The organism is Agrobacterium tumefaciens (assembly GCF_009649785.1).
Taxonomy (GTDB): domain Bacteria; phylum Pseudomonadota; class Alphaproteobacteria; order Rhizobiales; family Rhizobiaceae; genus Agrobacterium; species Agrobacterium tumefaciens.
Genome location: NZ_WJOK01000015.1, coordinates 45,724 through 70,245 on the forward strand (window position 1 = coordinate 45,724; position 24,522 = coordinate 70,245).

Below are 24,522 nucleotides of genomic sequence, written 5' to 3' on the forward strand. Positions count from 1 at the left end.
AGCCTTGGTTCAGATATCCGAAGACAGCAGAACGAGAACCATCTCGAGGATACCCTTTTTTGAGTTGGAGCGGGCCAGTTTCTCCGTCGGAACTCGGGTTTTGCTCGAACCACTGACAATAGGTTTGCCAGCACGGCGAATTATCGGCCTGATCGGGCACAATGGCTCTGGCAAGTCGACATTGATCAAGCTCCTGGCCCGCCAAAATCCACTCAGTGCTGGCAAGATTTCCTTTGATGGAAAAGACTTGCATGAATGGGGCAGCAGGCCGTTCGCTCGTAAGGTGGCCTATTTGCCCCAGCAGGCGCCCGATACTGCAGGTATGCTTGTCAGTGAGCTAGTCGCGCTCGGGCGATATCCATGGCACGGCGCTCTTGGCCGGTTTGGCCCCGAGGACAAGACGAGGGTGGAGGAAGCGATGAGGCTGACAGACGTGGAGCGTTATCGCGCCCGCTTCATCGATACGCTTTCAGGTGGGGAGCGGCAGCGGGTCTGGCTCGCGATGCTCGTTGCGCAAAACCCTGATTGTCTCCTCCTTGATGAGCCGACCTCGGCCCTTGATATCGCCCACCAGATCGACATTCTCACGCTTATTCGCCGGCTCGTTGACGAGCGTGGACTTGGGGCCATCGTCGTGCTCCACGACGTGAACATGGCGGCTCGCTTTTGTGACGAAATCCTGGCACTTCATTGTGGAAAACTCATTGCACGTGGAGGACCAGAGGACATCGTGGCCCCGGATCAACTGCAAGCAATCTACGAGACGCGAATGGGCGTTATGCGCCATCCTGATAGCGGTCTACCGCTGGCATATCCACGCAGTTGAAAGGATCAGAACCGGCGACGCCGTTATTAAGGCAGATGCGTGGAGACAACAGCGCCTGCATTTACTGCCCTTGCGTTCCGTCCTATGTCATTACCTCCAGCTCGTGGCCTGGATGAACACCAACCTGCCCATCTATACTGTTGGAAAAATAATACGAGCCTGCCTTCCGGTTTCCTGAAGAAGGCAGAGAAGTCCGCCGCTATATACCAACTCGAAAGGCTTGTCGGATGGGAAATGAGCAGATTTCCGTTTTCCAACGATAGGTCGACCCTTCGACATGATGGACATGCGGCGAGACAGCCACCATAGTGTCGAAAAAGAGCGGCGCGCCAGACAGACGCTCAATAGCGGTGCGTGCCAACGGACGGGGCTGAAATACCGGTGAAGGCCGAAGCTTTGCATCAGTGAAGGAAGAGTTCTAAAAGTGGCCGTGCCGTGGTCGATAAAGGTTCGGCCTGCCTGCTGGCTCAGTTGAATGCCCTGCTACATTAACGAGTTGTACGTCGCTGGAGGATTTGGCTGATGAAAATGAGATTTCTCGGTGAGGCATTTTTCGCCTTTATGCTTTCCACCGCAGTCGCCTCCGCGCAGCAGGCGTCCGACACGGTGGCGCCCGAAAAAGCGACCGATATTGCGACTGCCAAACGCATCGAGTCAAAGAGCTTCATGGTAGCGGCGGCCAATCCGCTGGCGACTGAGGCAGGGCGTGATGTGATCGCCAGGGGCGGCAACGCCATCGATGCAATGGTGGCGGTGCAGGCAATGCTCGGCCTCGTTGAACCGCAGAGTTCCGGTCTCGGTGGGGGTGCCTTCCTCGTCTATTACGACGCAAAAAGCGGCAAGTTGACCACGTTTGACGGCCGCGAGACGGCGCCGATGGAAGCCACACCGAAGCTATTCCTGGATGACAAAGGTCAACCGCTAAAATTCATGGACGGAGTGGTCGGTGGCCGCTCTGTTGGCACGCCGGGAACGGTGCGACTTCTGGAGGAAGCCCACAAACGCTATGGAAAGGCCGAATGGGCAAGCCTGCTGAAGCCGGCGGAAACGCTGGCTACCGAGGGCTTTAAGGTGTCGCCACGCCTTGCCTCCCTGATCGCGTCCGAGGGGGACCGGTTGAAGAAATATACAGAACCCCGGTCCTATTTCTTTGACACCTCCGGGGCCGCCCCGCAGGCCGGCGTTCCTTTGAAGAACCCGGCCTATGCCGAGACGCTTGCGGCGCTCGCCAAAGGCGGCGCCGATGCCTTTTACAAAGGGCGAATTGCCGAGGCTATCGTCAAGGCTGTGCGCGAGGCGGCCGACAATCCCGGCGTGCTGTCGCTGGCCGATCTTTCCAACTATCGGGTCGTCGAGCGCGAGCCGGTCTGCTTTGCCTATCGTGCTCTTGACGTTTGCGGCATGGGGCCGCCGTCGTCGGGCGGAATCGCCATCGGCCAGATGCTTGGTCTGGTGGAGAATTTTGATCTCAAGGCGCTTGGGCCAAAAAATGTCGACAGTTGGCGCATTATCGGCGACGCCCAGCGTCTCGCCTTCGCCGACCGCGAGCGTTACGTCGCTGACACCGATTTCGTGCCGCTGCCGATCAAGGGCCTGTTGGACAAGACCTATTTGGGCGAGAGGGCAAAGCTGCTCGACGGCGATAAGGCGTTGACCAACGATGCCGTCAAGGCCGGCGAGCCGGAATGGGACCACGCGCTGCTTTTCGGCCGGGATGCGGCGATCGAGTTGCCCTCCACAAGCCATTTTGTCATCGTCGACAAGGACGGCAACGTGGTCTCGATGACGACAACGATCGAAAGCGGCTTCGGCTCGCGTCTGATGACGAACGGCTTCCTGCTCAATAATGAGTTGACGGACTTTTCCTTCAAGACCCATGATGGCGGTCTGCCGATCGCCAACCGCGTTGAGCCAGGCAAACGACCGCGCTCCTCCATGGCCCCGACGATCGTGATGAAGGGTGGCAAACCGCTGCTCGCCATCGGTTCGCCGGGCGGCAGCCAGATCATCGGCTATGTAGCGCAGGCGCTGATCGCCTATATCGATTGGGGCATGCCTGTAGAGGCGATTGTCTCCCAGCCGCATCTCATCAACCGCTTCGGCACCTACGACATCGAGGCCGGTACAAGCGCGGAAGGTCTGGCAGGGCCACTGAAGGCGCTGGGTTACGAGGTGAAACCGGGCGAGATGAATTCCGGTTTGCATGCCATCGAGATAACCGCCGAAGGTTTGATCGGCAGCGCGGATCCACGACGCGAGGGAGTGGCGGCAGGGGAGTGAAACGCTCCGCCAGCGGAAAGGGCATGAGAATAGGTCAACACGAAGGGTGTGTATCTCGCCAAGGGGCGCTAACACCTTGACAAGAACCTGCGGCCTCCTGATGCAATTGTGGATAACGGTGCACGATCTCTTCCAGATTGCGCGGGGGAGGCTGACGGTTTATCGGCAGCAATTACGTTCTTTCGGCTAACCACTACACGTGGGTTGCGACCACCGCTGTGTTTGACATACAGCCTGCAAACAGAAACTGACAGGCTGCGCTGTTCAAGCGCACGACACAAGAGGATATATGACCATGGCAACACCCCGACGACCGTCCAATCCGAAAGACGCAGCAGAGGCGCTATTCAAACCGGCAAAGAAGGTCGCAGCGCCAGCCGTTGAACGGCCTGCAATTCCTAACACCAAAGAGCTTGTATCATTGAAAATCGACAGCGATGTGCTCGCGCATTTTCAAGCCGACGGTCCGGGCTGGCAGGAGCGCATCAACGATACCTTGCGAGCCGCAATGAATGGGTCCAATTAAGCTCTTGAAGGGTCCCGACCACGTACTTCGTCATTAGCTGCCGCTTTTCGGCCTCGCGGCTCGTTGGGCAAGCGTGGCGCAATCATGCGCCATTCACAGTCAGCCCGGACCTCTGTCGAAACGAGAAGGCCTTCTCCGCGTTGAAGGCGCTCGTACCAGAGGTGGCCCAGTGAAAGATCCCGCGACTGTGGGGTAGCATCGAAAGGCCGGTTGATCTGGTCGAGCCACAAAAGCCTGGTCATATCGCAGGGTCTTTTCGACCACTCCGCGATTGAGGAGGCGTTACTTTGGCCAGTACTTGTTCACATACATCTGTGTCTCACGAAGCATGAAACGGGCACTGTCTTCGGCTCGGTCCTCCCAAGCGAAAACGCAATTTGAAAGGACACCGTCGAATTTCATGTCGGCAAGAGTTGAGAAGAATACTTCCCAGTTGATCTCACCTTGGCCGAAGTCGGTGTGTTGATGGACGCGCACCTTCGCTCCAGGCGGATTTACAATGTAGCGCAGTTGCGAAGACTTGTTATGGTCATAGGTGTCTGCGAGGCGCACATGTGCTAGAAGCCCCTCGGTCGCTCGCAAGTTAGCAACCATGTCGGGACCGTAGAAGAAGGTATGGGGCGCGATGAACGATGCCTTTACAGCCTTTGAATTGATCGTCTTGATGATATCGATGGCAGGGGCGATTTCCTCAATCCAGTCCTCTGGATGCGCTTCGAGCGAGAGGATCAGCCCTTCGCGCTCCAGAATTGGCACGAGGATATCCATCGCACGGAAAAACTGCCCCTCACACGTCTCCGGACGATGCAACCCACTGCGGTCATTCAGGCTTCGATCCGGGGATCCCCCTCGCCCGAACTCCGAGACCAACATCGGGCATTCCATCTCTGCCGCAATTTCGATGGCTCGCTTCCAGTTCTCTATCGCCGTTTCCCACTCGTCTTGGTATGGGCTGGCCCAGCGGTACATTGGCTGCAGCGTTGCCAGGCCCACCCCATGGTCCTTGAGGGCCTTCTTGAAGCTCTTTACCCTCTCGGGATAAACCTTCGGACGCGTCCACCAGGAGAGAAAGTCCGGACGGGGTGAGAGCTCAACATAGTCGTATCCCAGCTCGGCGGTCTTTCGGCAAATTTCCTCCAGAGATAAATGACGGATCATGTGCGGATCGAGTGCGTGTTTCATCAAAACCTCCTGATAATATAAATTCGCCCCTTCACGGGAGCGTCGATGCGGACAAGCATCGCTTGCTGGACCACGTCGCGTGGGTGGCAATCATTTATGGAGCTGCGCCAATGGTGCTGCTCCCTCCATCGCGCTACCGATAATCGACCCAGACCCCGCCGAGATCGGCGGAACGAACGCAGTTCTCAACCCAGCGAACGCCCTCAACCCCTGCCGCAATCCCCGGAAACCGGAGGCTCGCAAGGCGTTCGCCATCGTTTTCGTTGCGCGCCTCCATAGCGATAGCAAAGCGGTCGTAGAGGTTAGCCCAGGCCTCGAAGAGGCCCTCGGGATGGCCTGCACCGATACGATCGTCGGCAAGTGCCTTTGCGTGCAGGTAGCCCATGCCACGCTCAAGAATGCGTACCGGCTCGCCCTGAACCTCAAATCGTAGCTGGTTTGGCTGCTCGTCCCACCATTCGATCGAAGCCTTTGATCCGACGACGCGCACCTTTTGTCCATGCATGGAACCCGCATTGATGGCGCTCGACCAGACGGTGCCAAACGCGCCATTGTCATATTCCATCAGGGTCATGGCGTTGTCTTCGAGCGGTGCACGCGTCTTGACGAAGCTCTGCCGGGTGCACAGAAGCCGTTTGATACGGAGGTCGGGCAGGATGACCTCGGAAATATAAAGCGGATGTGTACCGATATCGCCGAGCACATAACTTGGACCTGCGAATTTCGGATCGACGCGCCAGCGGGTCGCCGGGTTTTGAAGCTCGACAGCCTCGTTGTGAAACCCGTGGGCGAATTGCAGGTTGACCAGACGAATTTCCCCGAGCTCGCCGGCAGCAACGAGCTCTCGGGCATGCTCGATGACTTGGTGGCCGCTATAGCCGTAGGTCACTCCAACAATACGGCCGCGCTCTGCGGCGATACGCTGAAGATCCTCGGCCTCGGCCACCGTGAAGCACAGTGGCTTTTCACACACAACGTGCAGCCCGCTTTCCAGTGCAGCCTTGGTGATCTCGTAGTGGGTATTGTTGGGCGTTGCGATCGATACTGCCTCGATCCCATCCGGACGCTTTGCCTCCTCTGCGAAAAGCGCACGCCAGTCGGCGTAGCATCGCGAGGGCTCGAGCCCCAGTTCAACACCGAAGGCGCGGCCGCGATCGGCATCGAGGTCGAAGGCGCCAGCGACCAGATCGAAGTAGCGGTCACGCAGGGCGGCGCTGCGGTGAATATAGCCGATCTGACTGCCGCGACCACCACCCACCATAGCCCAGCGAAGAGGTCGTTTTGTCTGACGCGTTCCGTAAATCATGAGGTTTCTGTCCCGGATTGTTAGAAGCCAGCCGACTTGAGATAGTCACGGCTGAGTTTTACGTCGGCGAGGCTACCGCCCGCGTTGCGCGGATCACGCTCCTGCTCAACGGTGATAAAGCCTTCATAACCAAGCTCATCAAGAAGGGCGCGAATGGCGGGATAGTCGATACAGCCCCTGCCGATGGGACACATGACGCCCTGCGCGCAGGCTTCAAAGAAGCGAATGTGCTCACCCATCACGCGGCCGAAGACGGCCCTGTCAATGTCCTTGAAGTGGATGTAGTCGAGACGATCGGCGTATTTGCGCAGGGTTTGGACAGGGTCCATGCCGGCATACCAGGTATGGCCAGTGTCGAGGCAGAAACCGGCAACCTCCTGGGGTATGTCAACGGCGAGACGGGCAATCTCGTCCTCGAATTCGATGTAACCGCCGGCATGCGGATGAATGGTGGCGCGAACGCCATATTTCTCGCGGGCAAGAGCGGATATCGCCCTGATATTATCCATCATGCCGTTCCATGCCGCGTCATCGAGCCGGGGTGCCCTGTCGGAATGACCCGCCGCATAATCGCGTTCGTCGTGTCCCCAATCCATCACCGTCAGATAAGGTGCGGGAAATCGCTGGCCCGACGCCTTCGGCGGCGTCGGCAGACGGGTGATCAGAGCGCAAATCTCGTCCGTCTGGCGCAGCAGGCTATCGCGGTTTTCCTCAGCGACAAGATCATTGAAGATCGTTCCGGCGACGATATAGAGCCCTCGACTTGTCAGAGCCTGAGAGACCATGTCGATGTTCAGCGGAACATAACCATAGGGGCCAAGCTCCACTCCCCCATATCCGGCCGCCTTGACTTCGTCGAATACCATTTCCCACGGCGGTAGGTTTGGATTGCGCACGTCATCGACGCCCCAGCAGCACGGTGCTGTGGTGACTGTTATACCCATAATATTCTGGTCCTTCCCTGGTGTCGCTCACTTGGTGGGCGACCCTCCCTGACGCAGCGGTTTAGCTGGAGATCTCCGATTTACAAAGTTGGAATTTGATGGGATTCAATCAGAAAACCGGGCGGAGAGGGAAATGACTGCACGCAAGATAAGCATTTCAGATGTTGCAAAGGCAGCCGGAGTCTCGACCGCGACGGTGGATCGGGTTCTCAACAACCGTGGCGGCGTGCGTACCGACAAAGAAGACCGCGTTTTGGCCACTGCACGGGCGCTCGGTATTGACCGAGCCCTAGATCGTACCCCTTCACGCGCGCTACGTGTCGCGGTCCTTATCCAACCGCCAGTCAACCCGTTTCACGCGTCTTTGCGCGAGGGTATCGATCTTGCATCGCGAATGTACGCAACACTGAACGTGCAATTCTTCGTCCATCACATCGATCCACGAAAGCCGGCGGCGATCGCCGCAGCCGTCCGCGATTGTCGCTCCTATGATGGCCTCGTCATCACCAGCCCTGACGATATCAGGGTTCGAGAAGCCGTAGCATTCCTATCGCGCAATGTCCCGGTGGTTACTCTGGCGACCGACCTCACAGATTGCGGGCGTGCCGCCTATGTGGGGCCGAACGACAGGCAGGCCGGTCGGGTGGCTGGCGACCTGATGGGCCTTTTCCTCGGACGGCAAGGCGGCCGCGTCGTCGTGGTTGCCGGCTCACGCGATATCACTGGCCATCGCGAACGGGAAGCCGGGTTTCGCGACATCATGACCGAGCGTTATCCTGAATGCAGTCTGGCCGTGGTTCTGGAGACCGGAGAAAATCAAGAGGAAGCTGGCCGTGTCGTAGAGATTGCATTTCGGGATGACCCGGGATTACGAGGCATATATCATCTGTCCGCGGGTGCTTTGCCGATTGTCAGTGCCCTGCAACGCCTTGGCCGAACCGACAATACGGTGGTCATCACCCACGAACTCACGCCCAATCGACGGATGCTGCTAAAATCCAGAAAGATCAACGCGGTTATCGACCAGAGACCCCTTTTGGAAGCACGCCTGGCAGTTGAGACCATCGCAAAGCTCCTCGGTAGAATGCCTGGAGAAGCGGTCTCTATCTCAACGGACATCCAGATCTTTCTCGCAGAGAATGCCTAGCGTGGTGTATCAGATTTTCCTTGTTAAAGCTGGGTATAAGCAGAGCCGCACCGCCTTTGCCGACGACCCCTTGATAGGATCAGAAGAGGCGATCCGTTGTTGCAATTCAGGATTTGATTGAGCTTGAGCCATTAAACCGTTCGCCAATGACCGTTTGAAACTATGTTGATGACTAATTGAAAGTGAAAACGTGACCATTTGAAATCAACGTAGCGACTTCCATAAAGTGCTGTAAGCACAAGGACAACGACCAGATACGAAAACGCCAACAACAAAGACGCCTGGTCGCCAGACTGGCGCTCTTGCAGCGATTGGCCGGTCGATTCGACCGCAAAACCCTTGGGCAGCGAGTTTGCAAGCTTCGGCGACCGGGGCCTTGACTGGTCAAGTGGTGATCAGGCGGCAACCAGCACGATCTTGCCCTGGATGCTACTTTCTGAAGCACGACGATGCGCTGTCGATGCCTCGGCCAGCGGATAGGTGCTGTCGATCACCACCCGTAAGGAGCGATCATCGAGCAGACGACCGGCCTCTGCCAATTGCGCACCGTTCGAACGCACCTGTGTCGTTGAGACGGTGATCTTTCGCCGGGCGGCTTCGTCATGGCCTAGAAAACCCAGCGGGTTGACGAGAAACAGGGCGCCGTCCGGCTTAATGCTGGAGAGAAAGCGTTCCATATTCGCGCCGCCGACGGCGTCAAGCACCAGATCAGCATCCCTCACCACTGCTTCGGCAGCCGTCTTCGTATAGTCGATGAAAATATCGGCACCGAGATCATAGAGAAGCGCCTCGTTTTTGCCGGAAGCAACGGCAATCACCTTCGCGCCTTGCCACTTCGCGATCTGGACAGCAAGATGGCCAACGCCGCCGCCGGCGCCGTTCACCAGCACGATCTTGCCGTCGAGCGGAACCGGTGCATGCTGGAAGGTCTGGAATGGGTTCGGCAAATCATGTCCCAAATCGACCAGAAATTGCCAAGCGGTCAAAAGCGACATGGGCGCACCGGCAGCCTGGATGTGGTCTATCCCGGCGGGCTTCAACGCCAACTCCGATACCGGAACGCGAACATATTCGGCATAGGCGCTGCTTCCCGTCATGAGGTCATGCGGGAAGCGGACCATCGCATAGACCTCGTCGTTGACCTTGAACTGCGACACGTTTTCACCAACGGCCGCAACCGTGCCGGAAACGTCCGTGCCAAGGATCAGCGGAAAGCTTGGACTGGGGTGCCATTCCGGCGGTAGAGCCCGATAACCATCGCGCAGATAGAGATCCGGCGGGTTGAGGCTGGCGGCATGGACGCGAACAAGCACGTCGTCCGCCGAGATTTCCGGCCGGGGCGCATCTTCATAACGAAGAACATCTGGCCCACCGAATTCGTGCAATCGCACAGCTTTCATCATATCAGTCATCACGGCCTCGCTTGAATATTCGTTTTGATGACTGAAGATACGATCATCTCCTTCGCTTGATAATCATCAGATAATTCGCTTTAATAGTGCCATGAAGGAACAAATCGGAATTGATAGACTGACTGGGTTGATCGCATTCGCTCGGGCCGGCTCGCTCGGAAGCTACACCGCCGCCGCCCGCTCCTTGTCCATCTCACCCTCGGCGGTCAGCAAAAGCATTCAGCGGCTGGAAAAGCAGCTCGGCGTTTCGCTTTTTGCGCGTACGACACGTTCCCTGGCCCTGACGACCGAGGGGCGCGATCTTCATGAGCGTGCGCTCAGGCTGCTGCACGACGCAGAAGATATAGAGCAGGCGGCAAAAGCAGCGCGCACCGAGCCCGCTGGCACTTTACGGATTGCAGCATCGTTGCCTATCGGCCTGCACGTAATAGCGCCGATGCTTCCTCAGTTTCGCAGGCTCCATTCGAGGGTCAATATAGATCTACGTTTGAGCGATCACATGGTTGATCTTATCGAAGGCGGCTACGATGTAGCGGTCCGCATTGGTGATGTGGCAGATTCGCGCCTGCTTTCGCGCCGCCTTCTGCCACATCGGCTATGCTGTTATGCCTCGCCCGAATATCTGGCCGGGCGCAGCCCGCCGACCAGTCCAGACCAATTGGAAGAGCACGAGACTGTCAACCTGCGCTACCAGAGTAGCGGCCAGCTGTTCCGCTGGCCTTTCCACGTAGGGGACAGGGAGGTGGAGATTGTGCCCACCTCTAGCATTATCGTTGACGCGAGCGAAGCCGTGCTTGCGACGATCGCAGCAGGTGCCGGAATCGGAATGGCAACCAATTTCATGGCCAGCACTTGGGTGAGGCGTGGAGCGCTTATTCCGGTTCTGGCCGATTATGCGGTGGAACGGCACAACATCACGGCGCTGTGGCCCGAGAGCCGGCGGTCAAACCCGGCCGTCCGCGCTTTCCTCGACACCTTAGTGAAGTTGTCCTGACAATGGCAGCGAATGTCTGCTTCTGGGGCGACGCTGACTAGGCAGCATTTGCCAAAAGCGGGCGTGAGGACAGATGACAACCCGTCGACAAATTCCCCAGATTTCTACAAGCGGCATTAAGCAGCCACCTTATCCAGCTCCAACAGTGCCTCCGAGGGGAGCTCTATCCTGGCCGCGGCGAGGTTTTCTCGCAGATGTCCCCGTGACGATGTGCCCGGGATCAGGAGAATGTTCGGCGATCGCTGGAGAAGCCAGGCAAGCGCAACCTGAATCGGCGTGGCGTTGAGCCGGGCGGCCACGTCAGACAGGGTAGAGGATTGCAGCGGCGAGAAGCCGCCAAGAGGAAAGAACGGCACATAGGCAACCCCTCGGGAGGCGAGTGTGTCGATTAAGGTTTCGTCCTGCCGATGCGCAAGATTGTACTGGTTCTGCACGCAAGCGATGTCGGTGATCTTTCCGGCGTCCTCGATTTGCTTCGCCGTGACGTTAGACAGTCCGATATGCCGGATCAGTCCCTGTTGCTTTAAACCGGCCAGAACTTCAAGAGGCTCGTCCAGCGAGCCTTCCGCGGGGCCGTGCACGTCGAACATAGCGCGCAGGTTGACCACATCGAGCACATCGAGTCCGAGATTGCGGAGGTTGTCATGAACGGCCTGTGTCAGCTCCGCGCGCGAGAACGACGGATACCACGAAGCGTCCGCGCCCCTGCCTGCGCCGACCTTGGTGACGATCACAAGGTCGTTGTCATAGGGATGCAAAGCTTCGCGGATTATCTCGTTTGTAACATGCGGGCCATAGAAATCGCTGGTGTCGATGTGGTTGACGCCGCTTTCCACCGCCTCGCGCAGGACGGCTATGGCCTCCGGACGATCGCTCGGAGGCCCAAAAACGCCCTTGCCTGCAAGCTGCATCGCGCCATAGCCCAGCCGGCGCACCGTATAATCGCCAAGCGTGAAGGTTCCTGAAGTTGCAATAGTGCTCATGGTCCATCTCCTTGTGTTCCTCCAAAATAGACAGGTGGCATATACGCTACAAGAAGCTATAATCCGGACAGGTTGTCCGTAAAGACGGACAATTGTTTTTAACGTTTGGAGAGCAGGGTGTCGGATTTAACGGATCTGAATGCGTTTTTACTCGTTGCTAGATCCAAAGGTTTTCGGCAGGCCGCGCGCGTAAGTGGAGTCAGCTCCTCGGCGTTGAGCGATGCGGTGAAGCGTCTCGAAGAAGACCTTGGGGTAAGACTATTCAATCGCACCACCCGCAGCGTGCTCCTGACGGATGCAGGACGTCTCTTGCTAGAGCGCACCGGACCCGCATTCGCAGAGGTGGCATCGGCACTCGACGAGGTGAAAAGCAGCCGCGGCCGCACCTCGGGGGATCTCAGACTCAATGTTCCGATGAGTGCGGCAAGGCTGGTCCTGCCTCCGATCGTGCCGCCGTTCCTAAAGGCCTATCCCGAAATAAGGCTGGAAATCGTGACCGATGAGAATTTCGTCGACATCATAAAGAGCGGCTGCGACGCAGGCATCCGTTATGACGAACGTCTCGAACAGGATATGGTGGCTTTGCCGATCGGACCGCGCCAGCAGCGCTACGCCCTTGCCGCGTCGCCGGGTTACCTTGCAAGAAGAGGCAAACCGCAACATCCACAAGACCTGCTTTCGCATGATTGTATTTTAGGCCGGTTTTCGGGGCGCGCGCTTCCCTCCTGGGAATTCGAACGCGATGGGGAAGAAATCGCCATAAATCCCAAAGGTAGCCTCGTTGTTCAGTTCGGCGGCGGCACCGATCTTGGCATCGACGCAGCCATTGCCGGTTCTGGCATTATTTATATTTTTGAGGACTGGCTAAGGCCACACTTCGATAGAGGAGATCTGGTACCGGTGATGGAAGAATGGTGGCTGCGGTTTTCCGGCCCGTTCCTCTATTATTCTGGACGGCGGCTTGTGCCCGCGCCTTTGCGCGCATTTATCGATTTCGTGAGACAATCGCACAAAGATGCAGCGAAATCCTTGCAGCCCGGCCCGTGAATTCAAAGTTCTTAGCTCTGTTTCTTGCCGCCGGCATTGGTCGATCCATCGTGCATATCGCCATAACACGCATCATGCATTGGACTAGAGCGACTATTCAGACATGGGCACGTCTTGCAGTAATCCAGTCCGTTAATCAGATATCGGATGCAACAGATGCGGCGGAGACGCTTTGGCTTGCCCTCGTATTGACGGTAGAGGATGGGTCTGAAAAGCGGATTACGTGAGCCATCTGCCATGTGAGGCGATTCAAGCAGTTCAAGCGCATCTGCCACGCCATGGCCGCAAGGAATGTTTTCAGCGAAAAGATGACGTTCCCGCTGGTGACAACTGGCCGGGAACTCACACCTCATCCCCCGGCAGTGTGGCCTTGCGCTCGATGCCTTTTTCATCGTTGGCAACATTGTCTGCGAGGCCGTAGGTCGCTGGCGACACGTAGAAAAAGAATGGTGCAGCGAGGCACGCGTGCAGATAGGCTTCGGCAGGGTCAGCGCGCACAACAGTCGACATGGCCGGAGGCTGGCGGGCAAGCAACGCTCGGGCTTTCGAAAAAAGAATGCCTGTAATCCTTTTCAGAACAGCGGCACGATCCGGCCTTGTCCCCATCAGGGATGGGGGCAGGATGCAGAGCCTGCGAGGTCCTTTCGAGGTCAGACGAATTTCGGTCCGGAAGATATCCGACCACCAGCGGTCGTTGTGTTTTTGAAGTGCCATGATCACCCTCCAGCTTCTTGCGGGATGACCCTATCGACAAACCGATCGGACGAATTTAGATATTCCCTCTAATGATCACTAAATACCCCCAGCCACCACTATCCCTGTCCGGTGCCCTCGCCGACAATGATGTCGAAAGCTCTTCATCGCGCGTTCGCGCTGTGAGGATCGACGTGTCTCAGAATGAACGCGAGGCTCCCGAACACCAGCACCGTAAGGGCCAGCTTGTCATGCCGCTGCTGGGAGGCGTGACTTGTCGCGTCCCAAGCGGCATGTGGATGGTTCCGCCTCATTGTGGCGTCTGGGTTCCAGGGGGCATGCTTCACAGCAATGTGGCCACCGCCAACGCACGTTTGTTTTTCCTGTTCATCGAGCCGGGGGCTGCCGATCTGCCGAACCGGTGCTGCACGCTTTCCCTGTCTCCGCTCGTCAGGGAACTGATCATCGAGATGGCCGACCAATCGGCTGCCGCGACTGCTGACTTAGAGCTCATGGAAACGCTGCTTCTGTCGGCATTGTCGCGGATGCCGGTCGAGCATCTTCACCTCCCGCTGACGGACGAGCCCCGGCTTGCACGCATTGCATCCGAGCTGGCAGACGATCCATCCAATCGCAGTACGATGGCGCAATGGGCAAAACGAGTGGCGATGAGTGAGAATTCGCTCGCCCGTCTCGTTCAAAGCGAAACGGGCCTTACCTTCGGCCGCTGGCGACAACAATTGCAGGTGATTGTCGCAATCCGAAGCCTTGCAGCGGGGGCAACGGTGCAGCAGGTTTCGGGGGATCTTGGATATCAATCCGTCTCTGCATTCATAACCATGTTCAAGAAAGCGCTTGGCACATCGCCTGCCCGATATCTGGGAAACTTCGACCGCTGAACGTTAGAAGGTACAGCGACACCTAAAAGGAAATCGGCCGGCTGGCGGAGCTTCCTCCCAATGGACACTCTCCTACCGCAATGGTTTTTACGACCCGCCTCCCACGTGCCGCCATGCGCGCATTTCTCGATTACATGAGAAGCTATAACGGTCAAACGAAGGGCGCGCTAGAACGCCTCGACATTGTCGATCAGCTGATAGACCAGCGACTGGACCGCTGCGCTTCTTACCCACGCCACATGCGGCGTGAGGATGAAGTTCGGCAAATCAAGCAGACGCATGAGTGGATGATAGTATGCGGCAGTTCGGTGATGACAACGTCGAAGCCAGGCCCGCACAATCGCCACATTATCGGCGCTGGTTTTTCGAATGACGACCTCTCCAGACGATCACCGCAAAAGTTGCTGGGCCAACACCTGCGTTCAGGACATTTTGCATTTTTTCAATATCCACCCGCTCAATAACCTCCGGTGAGAAAAATCGTTTCGCCCGTCATGAAACTACATGCCTCCGACGCCAGAAAGACAGCTGCCCCCACCATCTCTTCCGGTCGCCCGGCCCGCCCCATCCAGTTCAATGCGCTTACATATTCATTCCAGCCCTCCGGGTCCTCGACGCGGCGATGAGCGTTGCGGTCCGTATCGATGAGGCCAGGAGCGAGAGTATTGAGCAACACGTTGTCGCGGGCATAATCTCTAGCCTGACTTTGAATTAAATTGTGCTGTGCGGCCTTCGTCGCCGCATAGGCGGTAACGACGCTTTTGGGCCTTAGCTGATTGACTGATCCTATGGAGACGATCCTGCCCCATTTCCGAGCCGACATTCGCGGCAGTGCCGTCTGCAGCATGTCGACCGTCGAGCCCAGATTGACCGCAAGTTGAAACGCCAGATCACCTGGCGTCAGCGCCGATAGAGGGGCATTGATCTGGGCACTGGCGTTGATAACAAGGATATCGAGTGGTGCGATCGCTTCTGCTCGCTCGATAAGATCCCGACCAGCCCCGACTTCGGAGAGATCGCCTGCCAGATGATCCGCCGCTCCCCCGTGCGTAACAATCCGCTCATGTACAGCCGCTGTGGCGCCCGGCTTGACGCCATGCAGGATGACATGGGCACCTGCCCCAGCCAGCCCTTCGGCAATCGCCGCTCCTATCCCACGGCTTGAACCGGTAACGAGCGCCACGCGGCCCTTCAGGCCAAAGATGTTTTCAAGGTTCATCCTTTATCCTTCGAACAATGAGACGTGCGCACCGGAAACTCCCGGGCGGCAGGAAAACAGTCCACCTGACAGAGGCGCGTCGGCGAGTGTCGAGGCCGGCAGGCGGGTGCGGGCGCTGGTGATGAACAGCGTCGACAAATCCGGGCCACCAAAGGCGATGCTGGTGGGACGGGGCACCGGCATCTCAATTACCTGGTCGAGCTTCCCGTTTGGAAGATAACGGCGCACGGACCAGCCATCCCAGATCGCACACCAGACCCCTCCTTCCGCGTCCACCGCAAGACCGTCCGGCCGGCCGTCGGCGACGGGAATGCGTGCGAATTCGCGGCATCCCGACAGCGTTCCGGTCGCGGGATCGCAATCATAGGCGTGGATGAGGCCAGGTACCGTGTCAACAAAGTAGAAGGTTTTCCCATCCGCGCTCCAGCCGAGGCCGTTGGAGACAATGATGCCGCCTTCCTTGCGTTCGAATGCGCCATCGGTGCTGATACGATAAAGCGCACCCGTGGGCTTGGAGGCGTCAATCCTCATCGATCCCACCCATATCGCACCGTCAGGCCCGCATTTGGCATCATTCAAGCGGTTGTCGACGATGCCTGCCTCCGGGCTGACGAAGGGTGTGAGGCGACCTGATGCAAAATCCAGCCATTCGATCCCATCCTGAGACGCCACCAGCAGACGCTCACCGCGAACCGGAATGACCGCGCTGACCAACTTCCCGGTCTCGCAGGTTTCGTTCCGGCCACTCGCTGGATCAAACCGGTGGACAGCGGGATGAAGAATATCGACCCAGTAGAGCGTATTTTCGCCATCGTGCCACACTGGACTCTCGCCAAGCTGTGCGCCCCACGGCAAGACGCAACTCAGCTCGGCACTCGGACGGCCGGTGACAGACCGGGGCCTGGGCCTGGAACTAATGGCGACAGCCCCAGCCGCACCCGTGATACGGCGGGCGGCGGCAATCAATTCGCGTCCGGCTGGATGGATATTGGAGGAACTGAGCCGCGATGATGGGCCAAGCGCAACAAGCACGCCGATCGGCGTATTGTCGCGACCCATGACAGGGGCGGCTGCCGAGTTTACACCTGCCAAGTGCTCCTCATAAGAAATCGAATAACCACGTGCCCGGGTCAACGTCAGGTCGGCCTGGAGCGCATCGAGCGTGGTGATGGTTTTCGGGGTCTGCACATCCAGCGTCAGACGGTCCAAGAGGGCACGGCCGACGGCGGGGTCCTGAAAGGCGAGCAGTGCCTTGCCGGGTGCCGTGCAATGCAGGGGGACGCGGCGCCCTACCTCGACGCGCACAGAAAGGCCATTCGGCGAACGTTCGGCCAGATATTGCGTCATCGTGCCGTCAAGCCGGCACAGCGCAACCGTTTCCCCCAGTTCGGCCGCCAGCCGCTCGAGTTCCGGGGTCGCCGCCGAGACAAGATCGAAACTCTCCCAGACCCTATGGGACATTTCCAGAAAACGCTGGCCCAGAACATAAGTGCCCCGGGCCGCATCCTGACGGACGAGACCATAGGCGATAAGGGTGCGCAGGATGCGTGCAAAGGTCGGCTTCGGCAGGCCGGAGGCGCGCAACAACTCGGCAAAACGTAGCGGTTCCGGCGCGTCGGCAACCATATCGAGCAGGGTTAGCCCTTTGGCCAGCGCCGCCGTGCCGCCCGGCGTCTCGGGCTTCATCGCCTCTGCTCCTTCGCGCGTCGCTCCAGCCTTGCGGCCGCCGCTTCGTCCAGCATCCGGTCCATCGTCCATTCTGCTTCAAACCCCAAAGTGTTTCTGATCCGCTCGTTGGACGTATGGTAATAAACGCCGTCGCCGGGAAAATCGACTGTCACGATGGGAAGGCCGGTCAGCGCCGCAATCTTCGGCAGAAGCACGGCGAAATCGGCCGGTTCATCCGCGCCGAGATTGAAGGTGCCGCCCGCCGCGTCGGGGTGATCGAGAGCGAGCAGAATTCCCGACACCATATCTCGTGTCTCGGTAATGTGCATACGGAATGGACGGCCGTTTTTGTTGCGCGCCAGAATGTGCGCGGGTTCGCCGATATCGCGGGACTGGAGCAATTCGGCGATGCCGGTGTTTCCGAAATTCTGCTGCTGGCGGATGCGCGGCCGCAGGAAAAACCGGGGACCGGAAAAGACACTCTCTTCGTCCAGCAGTTCCGCCGCATCCTGCGTATGAGAAAACCGCAGGATCACCGTTTCCATGGTGCCGCTTCGCTGGTGAAAGCGCACCAGCTCTTCGCCCAAAAGCTTGGTCAGGCCATAGGACGAATTGGGGCAAAGCGGATGATCCTCGGTGACCGGCAGGAATTCCGGTCGGTCTTCCGGATAGACCTCGCCTGAGGAAGCGAACACGAAACGCCGCACGCCAGCCGCTGAAGCCGCATCCAGAAGCCGGCGCGTACCCTCGACATTGACAGCGAACATACGATCGCGATCCGCCGGAGCCCAGGACATGAAGGCTCCCAGATGCAGGACGGCGCTCACGCCCTTCATAGCTTCGGACAGTGCCTGCGCATCCTCCAGCGACCCGACGACTTCCTCGCCGCCGGTTCCCGATGGCCTGAGATCAAAACCGCGAACGGTGCGGCCCTGTGCGCGCAAGGCGGCGACAGCGGCACGACCGACACGGCCCGCCGATCCGGTGACGAGGATCATAGCCGTTCTCCGGTCTTTGCATCGAAGAGATAAAGCTTGGCCGGATCGAACCCGAGCCGGAGTGCCTCGTTTCCAGGAAGATTGCCGGTATGCGAGACGCGCGCGATCAGACCCTTGGACTTGCCCTCCTCGCCATCGGCCACCCTTGCGCCTTCCGCGTCGAAATAGACGTATTTTTCGGATCCGAGGCTTTCCACCAGCGTCGGGTGAACATCGAAGGTGACCGGCGCATCGCCGAGAACGAGATGTTCCGGCCGCAGACCGACGATCACGCTGCCTTGGCGATCAGCCGCGCCCGGCACGGAAACATGTTGTCCAAACAGGGTAACAGTGCCGTCACGCAGTTGCGCATTGAGGAAGTTCATGCCCGGCGAGCCGATGAAACCGGCAACGAAAAGATTGGCCGGGTTGTTGAACAGTTCGTCCGGTGCGGCAATTTGCTGGATGATGCCGCCCTGCATGATCACGACCCGGTCCGCCATGGTCATGGCTTCGACCTGGTCATGCGTCACATAAACGGTAGTGACCCCGATGCGTTTGTGCAAAGCGCCGATTTCGGCACGCATATGGACACGCAGCTTGGCATCGAGGTTGGACAGCGGCTCGTCCATGAGGAAGGCTTGCGGCTGGCGCACGATCGCTCGTCCCAGAGCCACGCGCTGCCGCTGACCGCCTGACAGATCCTTGGGCTTGCGATCCAGATAGGGCGTCACTTCCAGAATGCGCGCCGCATCGTCGACCCGGCGGTCAATCTCATGCCTGTCCGTGCCGCGCATCTTCAGCCCGAAGCCGATGTTCTGGCGAACCGTCAGATGCGGATAGAGCGCATAATTCTGAAACACCATGGCTATATCGCGGTCCCCGGGCGCCAGATCCGTGACTTCATTGTCGCCGATGAAGATCTGCCCTTCGCTTGCCGGTTCGAGACCAGCAAGGATTTTCAACATCGTCGACTTGCCGCAACCGGAAGGTCCGACCAGCACCACGAACTCGCCGTTCTCGATCTCAAGCGAAAAGGGCCTGAGCACGTTGAGCGCGCCATAGGACTTGCTGACGTTGCGAATGGAAATATTGGCCATGCTTATTTCTCCGCGCCAGCGGTCAAACCGCCGACCAAATAACGTTCAAGGAACAGATAGATTGCGATGATCGGCAGCGCGATGAACACCGATGCGGCGGAGATGTCGTTCCAATAGGTGACATATTCGCCCTGCATCGTGGTGATGCCGAGATTGGCGGTCCAGTTGTCCGGCGAGTTGACCAGAAAGGTACGCGCATAGGCGTAATCGGCCCAGCTGAGCACAAAGGCGTAAAGCGCGGTGGCGGCAAGCCCCGGTGTTGCGATGGGAAGCACGACACGCACCATGGCGCCGATCGGCGAGCAGCCGTCGACCATGGCAGCCTGTTCCAGTTCCTTCGGGATCGTGTCGAAATAACCCTTCAGCATCCAGGTTGCGAAGGGAATGATCATGGTCGAATGTGCAAGCACAAGCGTCCATAGGCTGCCGATCAAACCGAAGCTCGAAAAGATCGAAAACAGCGGGATGACGAGTAGCGTGGCGGGCAACATCTTGGCTGTTAGAACGAACATTCCCATGGTAGCGCCGCCCCGCATCGAATAGCGGGACAGGGCGTAACCGGCGCTGACCGAAACCAGCATCGACAGCGCAACCGAGCCGACAGCGGCAAGCATCGAATTCCACAGCCACAGAAGGATCGGCTTTGCCGCCCAGACACGGGCAAAAATGTCCCATTGCGGATCGTCCGGCCAGAAAGTGGGTGGCAGGCGGTAGAGTTCGTCGGTGGTGGAAAGGGCGGTAACCAGCAGCCAGTAGACCGGGAACAGGATCATCACCAGCGTAAAGATCACCGTCGCGTAGAGGGCAAGGCTCTGTGCAAAGCTACGTTTCATCAAAGCCTCCTCAGTAGATTGATTTCGAGCGCCGGCCGAGCATCAGCAGGCTGGCAATGATGCAGATCACCAGCGTCAGCACGCCGACGGCGGCGGCGCGACCGAAGTTGTGATACTGGAAGGCCTGGTCATAGGTCATGATCGACAGCGTCTGGGTTGAACGCAGCGGGCCGCCGCCGGTCAGAACCTTGATGATGGAAAAGTCGCGGAACACCCAAAGCAGGGTCAGCACCAGCGTGACCCCGAGAACCGGCATCAGCAACGGCATGGTGATCCAGCGGAAACGCTGCCAGACACTGGCGCCATCCACCTTGGCGGCGGCGTAATAATCGGTGGGAATGGACTGCAGACCGGCCAGACACATGATCGACACGAAAGGAAAGCCCTTCCACACCATGGTGATGGCAACGGCCCAGAAGGCGGCCGTGGAACTGCTGACCCAGGGGATCATCTGGTCGGTGAAACCAAGCTTTATCGCCAGCCAGCCGAACAGGCCGAAGGAGGTGTCGAACATCCACGCAAAGATGACGACCGCGATGATTTCCGGCACCGCCCAGGGCAGCGCCATTCCCAGCCGCGCGACGGTGCGGCCCTTGAAGCGATTATTGGCCAGAAGCGCCGTGCTGAGGCCGACGGCGACGCTGCCGGCGGTTACGACGATAACCAGCTTTAGCGTCACCCAGCAGGCCAGCCAGAATTCCGGCGAGGAGAACAACCATGTGTAATTGCTCAGCGAAAACGGCCGGCTGGCACCGCCAAGCCGTGGTATCTTGACCTGCTGGAACGACAGGTCGATGGCCAAAACGAGCGGCCAGACGATGATGGCGGCAACCATCAGGACTGCGGGCGCGATCAGAATATAGCCGAGGAGATGTTGCCGGCTGGGGCGCGCAAGATCGAAGAACTTGCGACGCCCAGCCCGAACGGGTTCGGTCATGGATGGTCCTCCTGCCGGATGCGGATGATGGCCATGGCCCTTTCCGGGCCATGGCAAGACAACGAGATCAACCCTTGATGGCTTCGGCCTTTGCCTGCATGGTTTTCGCCACCGCCGCCGGATCGAGATCCTGAATGATCATCCGCTGGCTTTCTTCCATCACCATCTTGCTGAACTCGTTGTAGAAGAGCTCAAGTCCGGTCGGAATGCGGTCGATCCCCGCCTCGGACGCGGCCTTCATCGTCTCGATCAGCACCGGAAAATGCGGGATGGTCTTTTCAACACCCGAGACGTCGGCCGTCGGGCTTGGCGGGGTGTTGCCGCCAAGGGTGGCATAGCTGCGCTGGAATTCCGGCGACATCGTCAGCTTGATGAAATCCCAGACCAATGCCTTCTGGTCGTCGGGAATATCGGCCGGCATGGCGAGTACATTGGACGAGCCGCCAAGCGGCGGATGAAGCGGCGGTGCGGCGTAAACGATATCAGCCTTGGCCGAACCTTTTTCGGTGGTACCGTAAAGCCAGGGCCCATCAAGCCGCATCGCCATCTTGCCATCGGCAAACAGCTTGCGCACGTCGCTGGCGCTCATGTCGACCGGGCTGATCCCGCTCTTCATCACGGTTTTCCAGCGTGAAAGACCCTCCACCATCTGCGGCGTATCGATGGTGATATTGCCGTCCTTGTCGGTCCAGTAGGCGCCAGCGTCGAGGATGTAGTTCAGCATCTCCGTCAGATATTGACCCGGACCGCCTTTCGTTTCATGGCCTGTGCCGAACTGGTCGATAATGCCGTCGCCGTTCAGATCCTTGGTCGTCGCCTTCGCAGCGGCCAGAAACTCGTCATAGGTCTTCGGAACCGCGACGCCCGCTTCTTCGAGAAGCTTCTTGTTGTAGGCCATCACGAAACCGAAATAGTTGGTCATGATGCAGACGGTTTCGCCATTCCATTCGCATTTCTGCTGGCCGGCCCAGCCGGTCATGTCGATGCCGTCCTTCTTCAGCCACGGGTCGAGCGGCTCGAGCCAGCCGCTATCGGCAAACATTTGAAATTCGAAGGACGCCAGATGCACGATCTGCGGCGGCTGGTTGGCCGCAAAAAGCGTCGTCATCGTGTCGGCATACGAGCTGCGCTCGGCCTTGGTGAATTCGATTTTCACGCCCGGATGCTGTTTTTCGAAGGCGGCAATGGCCGAATGCCACCATTCGCCTGTGCCGGCATCGTCCGTCTGCCAGGAAATGAATTTCAGAACGGTATCGGCCTTGGCCGGGGCAAGGCTGCCCATTGTCATCAAAACGGCGGTCGCGGTGCCGAGCGCCAATCGGCTTATTGTCTTGTTCATGGCTTCCTCCTCCAAAAAACCAGTTCAGATACGTTCAATCAGACCGAGTGCCGCCTCCGACGGCCTTACCCCAAGTCCGGGTCCGGACGGCAGGTGATACCTGCCCTCCCGGCAATCCATGTCGCCTTCCAGCAGGTGACGGTTCGGCTCGAAGATCGAATGCTGGAATTCGTGACCTTTGAGCGTTGGCAATGTCGACGACGCCTGCAGGCTGGCGGCAAGAAATATGCCGGCGCCAACGGTGGCGTGTGGGATGACATCGATGCCATGCTCGGAAGCAAGAGCACCGATACGGATGAAATTGGTGATACCCTTATGGCCCATTTCCGGCTGGACGATCGCAATGCGGCAGCGCTCGACGCGGGCGCGCATATCCCAATGGGTGCGCCATTCCTCACCAACTGCAATCGGCACTTCGGTATTCTTCGAAACCTTCTCCAGACCGGCAATGTCCTCCGTCCAGACCGGAGCCTCTGCGAACCACGGGTCGAAGGGCTGCATTTCGGCAATCAGTTCCAGCGCCCGTTCCGGCGTCTGGTTCCAGTGCATGTCGGCGGCAATCTTTGCATCGGGTCCAAGTACCTTCCGGAGATTCGCCATTTCGGCCGCCGGGCCATCGTCTGCCACCGGCGTTGCGAACTTGAAGGCGTTGAAACCGCGGTCCTGCCAGTATTTCGCCAATTCCCCGCGGGCCTTGAGCGTCTTTTCAGGCAGGCCTGAAACATAGGCCGGAAACGTATCCACGCCGCCGCCGAGCAGGTCGCGAACGGACTTGCCGGCTTCCTGTCCGGCAATATCCCATAGCGCAATATCGAGCGCGGCGAGCGCATCCACGTAGAAGCCGCCGGTATAACCGCGCACCCGCATCATGTCGTAAAGGTCGTCATAGATCGCCGAAGGGTTCGAAGCATCGCGGCCGATCACGAAACCGGCGAGAAGATCGTTGATGAGAGCGGCGACCGCGCCGGGGGCGACGATACCGTAGGTCTCACCCCAGCCCACGACGCCAGCCTCGGTCGTCATGCGCACCAGCACGCTGCGGTCGAAGGTCGGGTAGACCGTGCGATTTCCCTTGCGCACGATATAGCCGTTGGGATTGACCACCTCACCTTCACGCAAGGCGCCGAGATAAGGCACTTTGCGCGGCTGGGTCAGGGTGAAGACTTCGACGCTTGCGATGGGGCTGTTCATGCGGCCTCCACGGCAACGAGGCCTAGTTCGACCAGATTGGCGTCGATATCGGCAATGGCCGCCGCATCAAGCTCGGGTGTCGGCGCACGCACACCGACGCCTTCGATCACGCCGCGGCGGGCCAGCACATATTTGGTCAGCCGCATGCGATAGACCGCCTGCAGCACCAGAAGAGGCAGGGTGCGCACATAAATCCGACGAGCCTCCTCCTGCCGCCCCGCAACGAGCGCCCGGTCGATGGCCACATGTTCCTCGGCGATCTCCAGCGCCGGCATGGCTGCGGTAGCACCTCGGGCATATTCGTCGAGAATGTAACGCGCGCCGCCCCCGCCGATGACGCCCTTCAGTGTCGAAGGCGCATGGGCGACGATGTGGCTGATAGCCGGGCCGGCAGGAAGCGTCTCTTCCTTGACATAGGTCACCTGCGGCAACGCCCGCACGATCTCCACGATCGCCTGCGGCGAAAGGTCGGAGCCGCGCGGCGCGGGCGCGTTCTGCAGAATGATTTCAACTTCGGGCAGCGCCTCGACGATCCTGCCGAGGAATTCGATCAGCGCCGGCGCATCCGTGCCGACCGACTTGGGCACCTGCACCATCAGGTGGCGGATGCCAAGCGCCGATGCCGCCCGCCCGTGCTCAACCACGTCACGCGAGTCGGCCGCACTTGCGCCGGCCACGACCGGCACCCGCCCGGCCACCACATCCACGACAATTTTCAGCAACGCCGCACGCTCGGCGGCATTCAAAGTCTCCACCTCGCTGGCGAAACCGGGAAACACGACACCATCGACGCCCTTGTCGAGCGCAAAGATCACCAGTCGCTTCATACCCGCCTCGTCAATGCCGCCATCAGCCAGAAACGGCGTAGGCAGAACAGGCAAAATCCCTTTAAGGCCAGCCACCATCATTATCCTCCCGATTAAGTATCATATTTTGATACCTTGAATTCACTAATTGACACTATATAGACTTGCGACCTATGACAAGCCCCAAGATGAAATGAACGAGGAGGTTCAAGA

At 58.8% G+C, this 24,522-nt stretch carries 22 protein-coding genes; 7 read left to right on the top strand and 15 right to left on the bottom strand.

What is annotated here, in order from left to right; genetic code table 11:
- Window positions 1–100: 100 nt before the first annotated feature.
- The 3 genes from GH784_RS16740 to GH784_RS16750 all read left to right on the top strand — a co-directional run bounded on the left by GH784_RS16740 (window position 101) and on the right by GH784_RS16750 (window position 3,632).
- The gene (locus GH784_RS16740; RefSeq protein ID WP_081308463.1) at window positions 101–826 is read left to right on the top strand and encodes an ATP-binding cassette domain-containing protein; all 726 of its coding nucleotides are present in this window, start codon (window positions 101–103) and stop codon (window positions 824–826) included.
- 522 nt (window positions 827–1,348) lie between these two features.
- Window positions 1,349–3,106 (top strand): gamma-glutamyltransferase, encoded by a 1,758-nt coding sequence (gene ggt / locus GH784_RS16745; protein WP_065687610.1) that lies wholly within the window; start codon window positions 1,349–1,351, stop codon window positions 3,104–3,106.
- Window positions 3,107–3,401: 295 nt separating this feature from the next.
- Complete coding sequence (locus GH784_RS16750) at window positions 3,402–3,632, top strand: BrnA antitoxin family protein (protein WP_003517125.1); 231 nt, start codon at window positions 3,402–3,404, stop codon at window positions 3,630–3,632.
- A 282-nt stretch (window positions 3,633–3,914) separates the two neighbouring features.
- On the opposite strand, the gene GH784_RS16755 is transcribed toward GH784_RS16750, so the two are convergent.
- The 3 genes from GH784_RS16755 to GH784_RS16765 all read right to left on the bottom strand — a co-directional run bounded on the left by GH784_RS16755 (window position 3,915) and on the right by GH784_RS16765 (window position 7,064).
- Window positions 3,915–4,814, bottom strand: a complete 900-nt coding sequence (locus GH784_RS16755; protein ID WP_019565834.1) for a sugar phosphate isomerase/epimerase family protein — start codon at window positions 4,812–4,814, stop codon at window positions 3,915–3,917.
- A gap of 133 nt (window positions 4,815–4,947) precedes the next feature.
- Window positions 4,948–6,120 carry a Gfo/Idh/MocA family protein gene (locus GH784_RS16760; RefSeq protein ID WP_065687609.1) on the bottom strand — a complete coding sequence of 391 codons (1,173 nt, stop codon included), beginning with the start codon at window positions 6,118–6,120 and terminating at the stop codon, window positions 4,948–4,950.
- A gap of 20 nt (window positions 6,121–6,140) precedes the next feature.
- Window positions 6,141–7,064: a sugar phosphate isomerase/epimerase family protein gene (locus GH784_RS16765; protein ID WP_065687608.1), complete on the bottom strand. Its 924-nt coding sequence runs from the start codon at window positions 7,062–7,064 to the stop codon at window positions 6,141–6,143.
- 133 nt (window positions 7,065–7,197) lie between these two features.
- On the opposite strand from GH784_RS16765, the gene GH784_RS16770 reads away from it, so the two are divergent.
- Window positions 7,198–8,211: a LacI family DNA-binding transcriptional regulator gene (locus GH784_RS16770; RefSeq protein WP_035200861.1), complete on the top strand. Its 1,014-nt coding sequence runs from the start codon at window positions 7,198–7,200 to the stop codon at window positions 8,209–8,211.
- A gap of 395 nt (window positions 8,212–8,606) precedes the next feature.
- Here GH784_RS16770 and GH784_RS16775 read toward each other — a convergent pair whose 3' ends face one another.
- On the bottom strand, window positions 8,607–9,623 hold the full coding sequence (locus GH784_RS16775; RefSeq protein WP_035200863.1) for an NADP-dependent oxidoreductase: 1,017 nt from the start codon (window positions 9,621–9,623) through the stop codon (window positions 8,607–8,609).
- A gap of 91 nt (window positions 9,624–9,714) precedes the next feature.
- On the opposite strand from GH784_RS16775, the gene GH784_RS16780 reads away from it, so the two are divergent.
- Complete coding sequence (locus GH784_RS16780; RefSeq protein WP_025591593.1) at window positions 9,715–10,617, top strand: LysR family transcriptional regulator; 903 nt, start codon at window positions 9,715–9,717, stop codon at window positions 10,615–10,617.
- 116 nt (window positions 10,618–10,733) lie between these two features.
- Here GH784_RS16780 and GH784_RS16785 read toward each other — a convergent pair whose 3' ends face one another.
- Window positions 10,734–11,600, bottom strand: a complete 867-nt coding sequence (locus GH784_RS16785) for an aldo/keto reductase family oxidoreductase (RefSeq protein WP_112153459.1) — start codon at window positions 11,598–11,600, stop codon at window positions 10,734–10,736.
- A gap of 117 nt (window positions 11,601–11,717) precedes the next feature.
- Here GH784_RS16785 and GH784_RS16790 point away from each other — a divergent pair, with 117 nt between their 5' ends.
- A complete protein-coding gene (locus GH784_RS16790; RefSeq protein WP_065687606.1) occupies window positions 11,718–12,647 on the top strand; it encodes a LysR family transcriptional regulator in 930 nt (309 codons plus the stop codon).
- 342 nt (window positions 12,648–12,989) lie between these two features.
- Here GH784_RS16790 and GH784_RS16800 read toward each other — a convergent pair whose 3' ends face one another.
- Complete coding sequence (locus GH784_RS16800; protein WP_065687605.1) at window positions 12,990–13,361, bottom strand: hypothetical protein; 372 nt, start codon at window positions 13,359–13,361, stop codon at window positions 12,990–12,992.
- A 71-nt stretch (window positions 13,362–13,432) separates the two neighbouring features.
- On the opposite strand from GH784_RS16800, the gene GH784_RS16805 reads away from it, so the two are divergent.
- A complete protein-coding gene (locus GH784_RS16805) occupies window positions 13,433–14,239 on the top strand; it encodes an AraC family transcriptional regulator (RefSeq protein ID WP_065687604.1) in 807 nt (268 codons plus the stop codon).
- Between the two features lie 457 nt (window positions 14,240–14,696).
- On the opposite strand, the gene GH784_RS16810 is transcribed toward GH784_RS16805, so the two are convergent.
- From GH784_RS16810 to GH784_RS16850, 9 genes are all read right to left on the bottom strand, one after another.
- A complete protein-coding gene (locus GH784_RS16810) occupies window positions 14,697–15,458 on the bottom strand; it encodes an SDR family NAD(P)-dependent oxidoreductase (RefSeq protein ID WP_019565782.1) in 762 nt (253 codons plus the stop codon).
- Between the two features lie 3 nt (window positions 15,459–15,461).
- Entirely contained in the window at window positions 15,462–17,144 is a 1,683-nt protein-coding gene (locus tag GH784_RS16815; protein ID WP_035200869.1) for an SMP-30/gluconolactonase/LRE family protein, read from the bottom strand.
- On the bottom strand, window positions 17,141–18,124 hold the full coding sequence (locus GH784_RS16820) for an NAD-dependent epimerase/dehydratase family protein (RefSeq protein WP_153793586.1): 984 nt from the start codon (window positions 18,122–18,124) through the stop codon (window positions 17,141–17,143). Before GH784_RS16820 ends, GH784_RS16815 begins: the two co-directional genes overlap by 4 nt.
- Window positions 18,121–19,203, bottom strand: a complete 1,083-nt coding sequence (locus tag GH784_RS16825) for an ABC transporter ATP-binding protein (protein WP_013637454.1) — start codon at window positions 19,201–19,203, stop codon at window positions 18,121–18,123. Before GH784_RS16825 ends, GH784_RS16820 begins: the two co-directional genes overlap by 4 nt.
- Window positions 19,204–19,205: 2 nt before the next feature.
- A complete protein-coding gene (locus tag GH784_RS16830) occupies window positions 19,206–20,036 on the bottom strand; it encodes a carbohydrate ABC transporter permease (protein ID WP_003492168.1) in 831 nt (276 codons plus the stop codon).
- Between the two features lie 10 nt (window positions 20,037–20,046).
- Window positions 20,047–20,973 (bottom strand): carbohydrate ABC transporter permease, encoded by a 927-nt coding sequence (locus tag GH784_RS16835; protein WP_013637453.1) that lies wholly within the window; start codon window positions 20,971–20,973, stop codon window positions 20,047–20,049.
- Window positions 20,974–21,040: 67 nt separating this feature from the next.
- Window positions 21,041–22,312: an ABC transporter substrate-binding protein gene (locus tag GH784_RS16840; RefSeq protein WP_065687603.1), complete on the bottom strand. Its 1,272-nt coding sequence runs from the start codon at window positions 22,310–22,312 to the stop codon at window positions 21,041–21,043.
- Between the two features lie 24 nt (window positions 22,313–22,336).
- Window positions 22,337–23,503 carry a mandelate racemase/muconate lactonizing enzyme family protein gene (locus GH784_RS16845; protein WP_013637451.1) on the bottom strand — a complete coding sequence of 389 codons (1,167 nt, stop codon included), beginning with the start codon at window positions 23,501–23,503 and terminating at the stop codon, window positions 22,337–22,339.
- Window positions 23,500–24,408, bottom strand: coding sequence for a dihydrodipicolinate synthase family protein (locus tag GH784_RS16850; RefSeq protein ID WP_112153462.1), 909 nt, complete (start codon window positions 24,406–24,408; stop codon window positions 23,500–23,502). The genes GH784_RS16845 and GH784_RS16850 overlap by 4 nt, the downstream gene beginning before the upstream one ends.
- Between the last annotated feature and the right edge of the window lie 114 nt (window positions 24,409–24,522).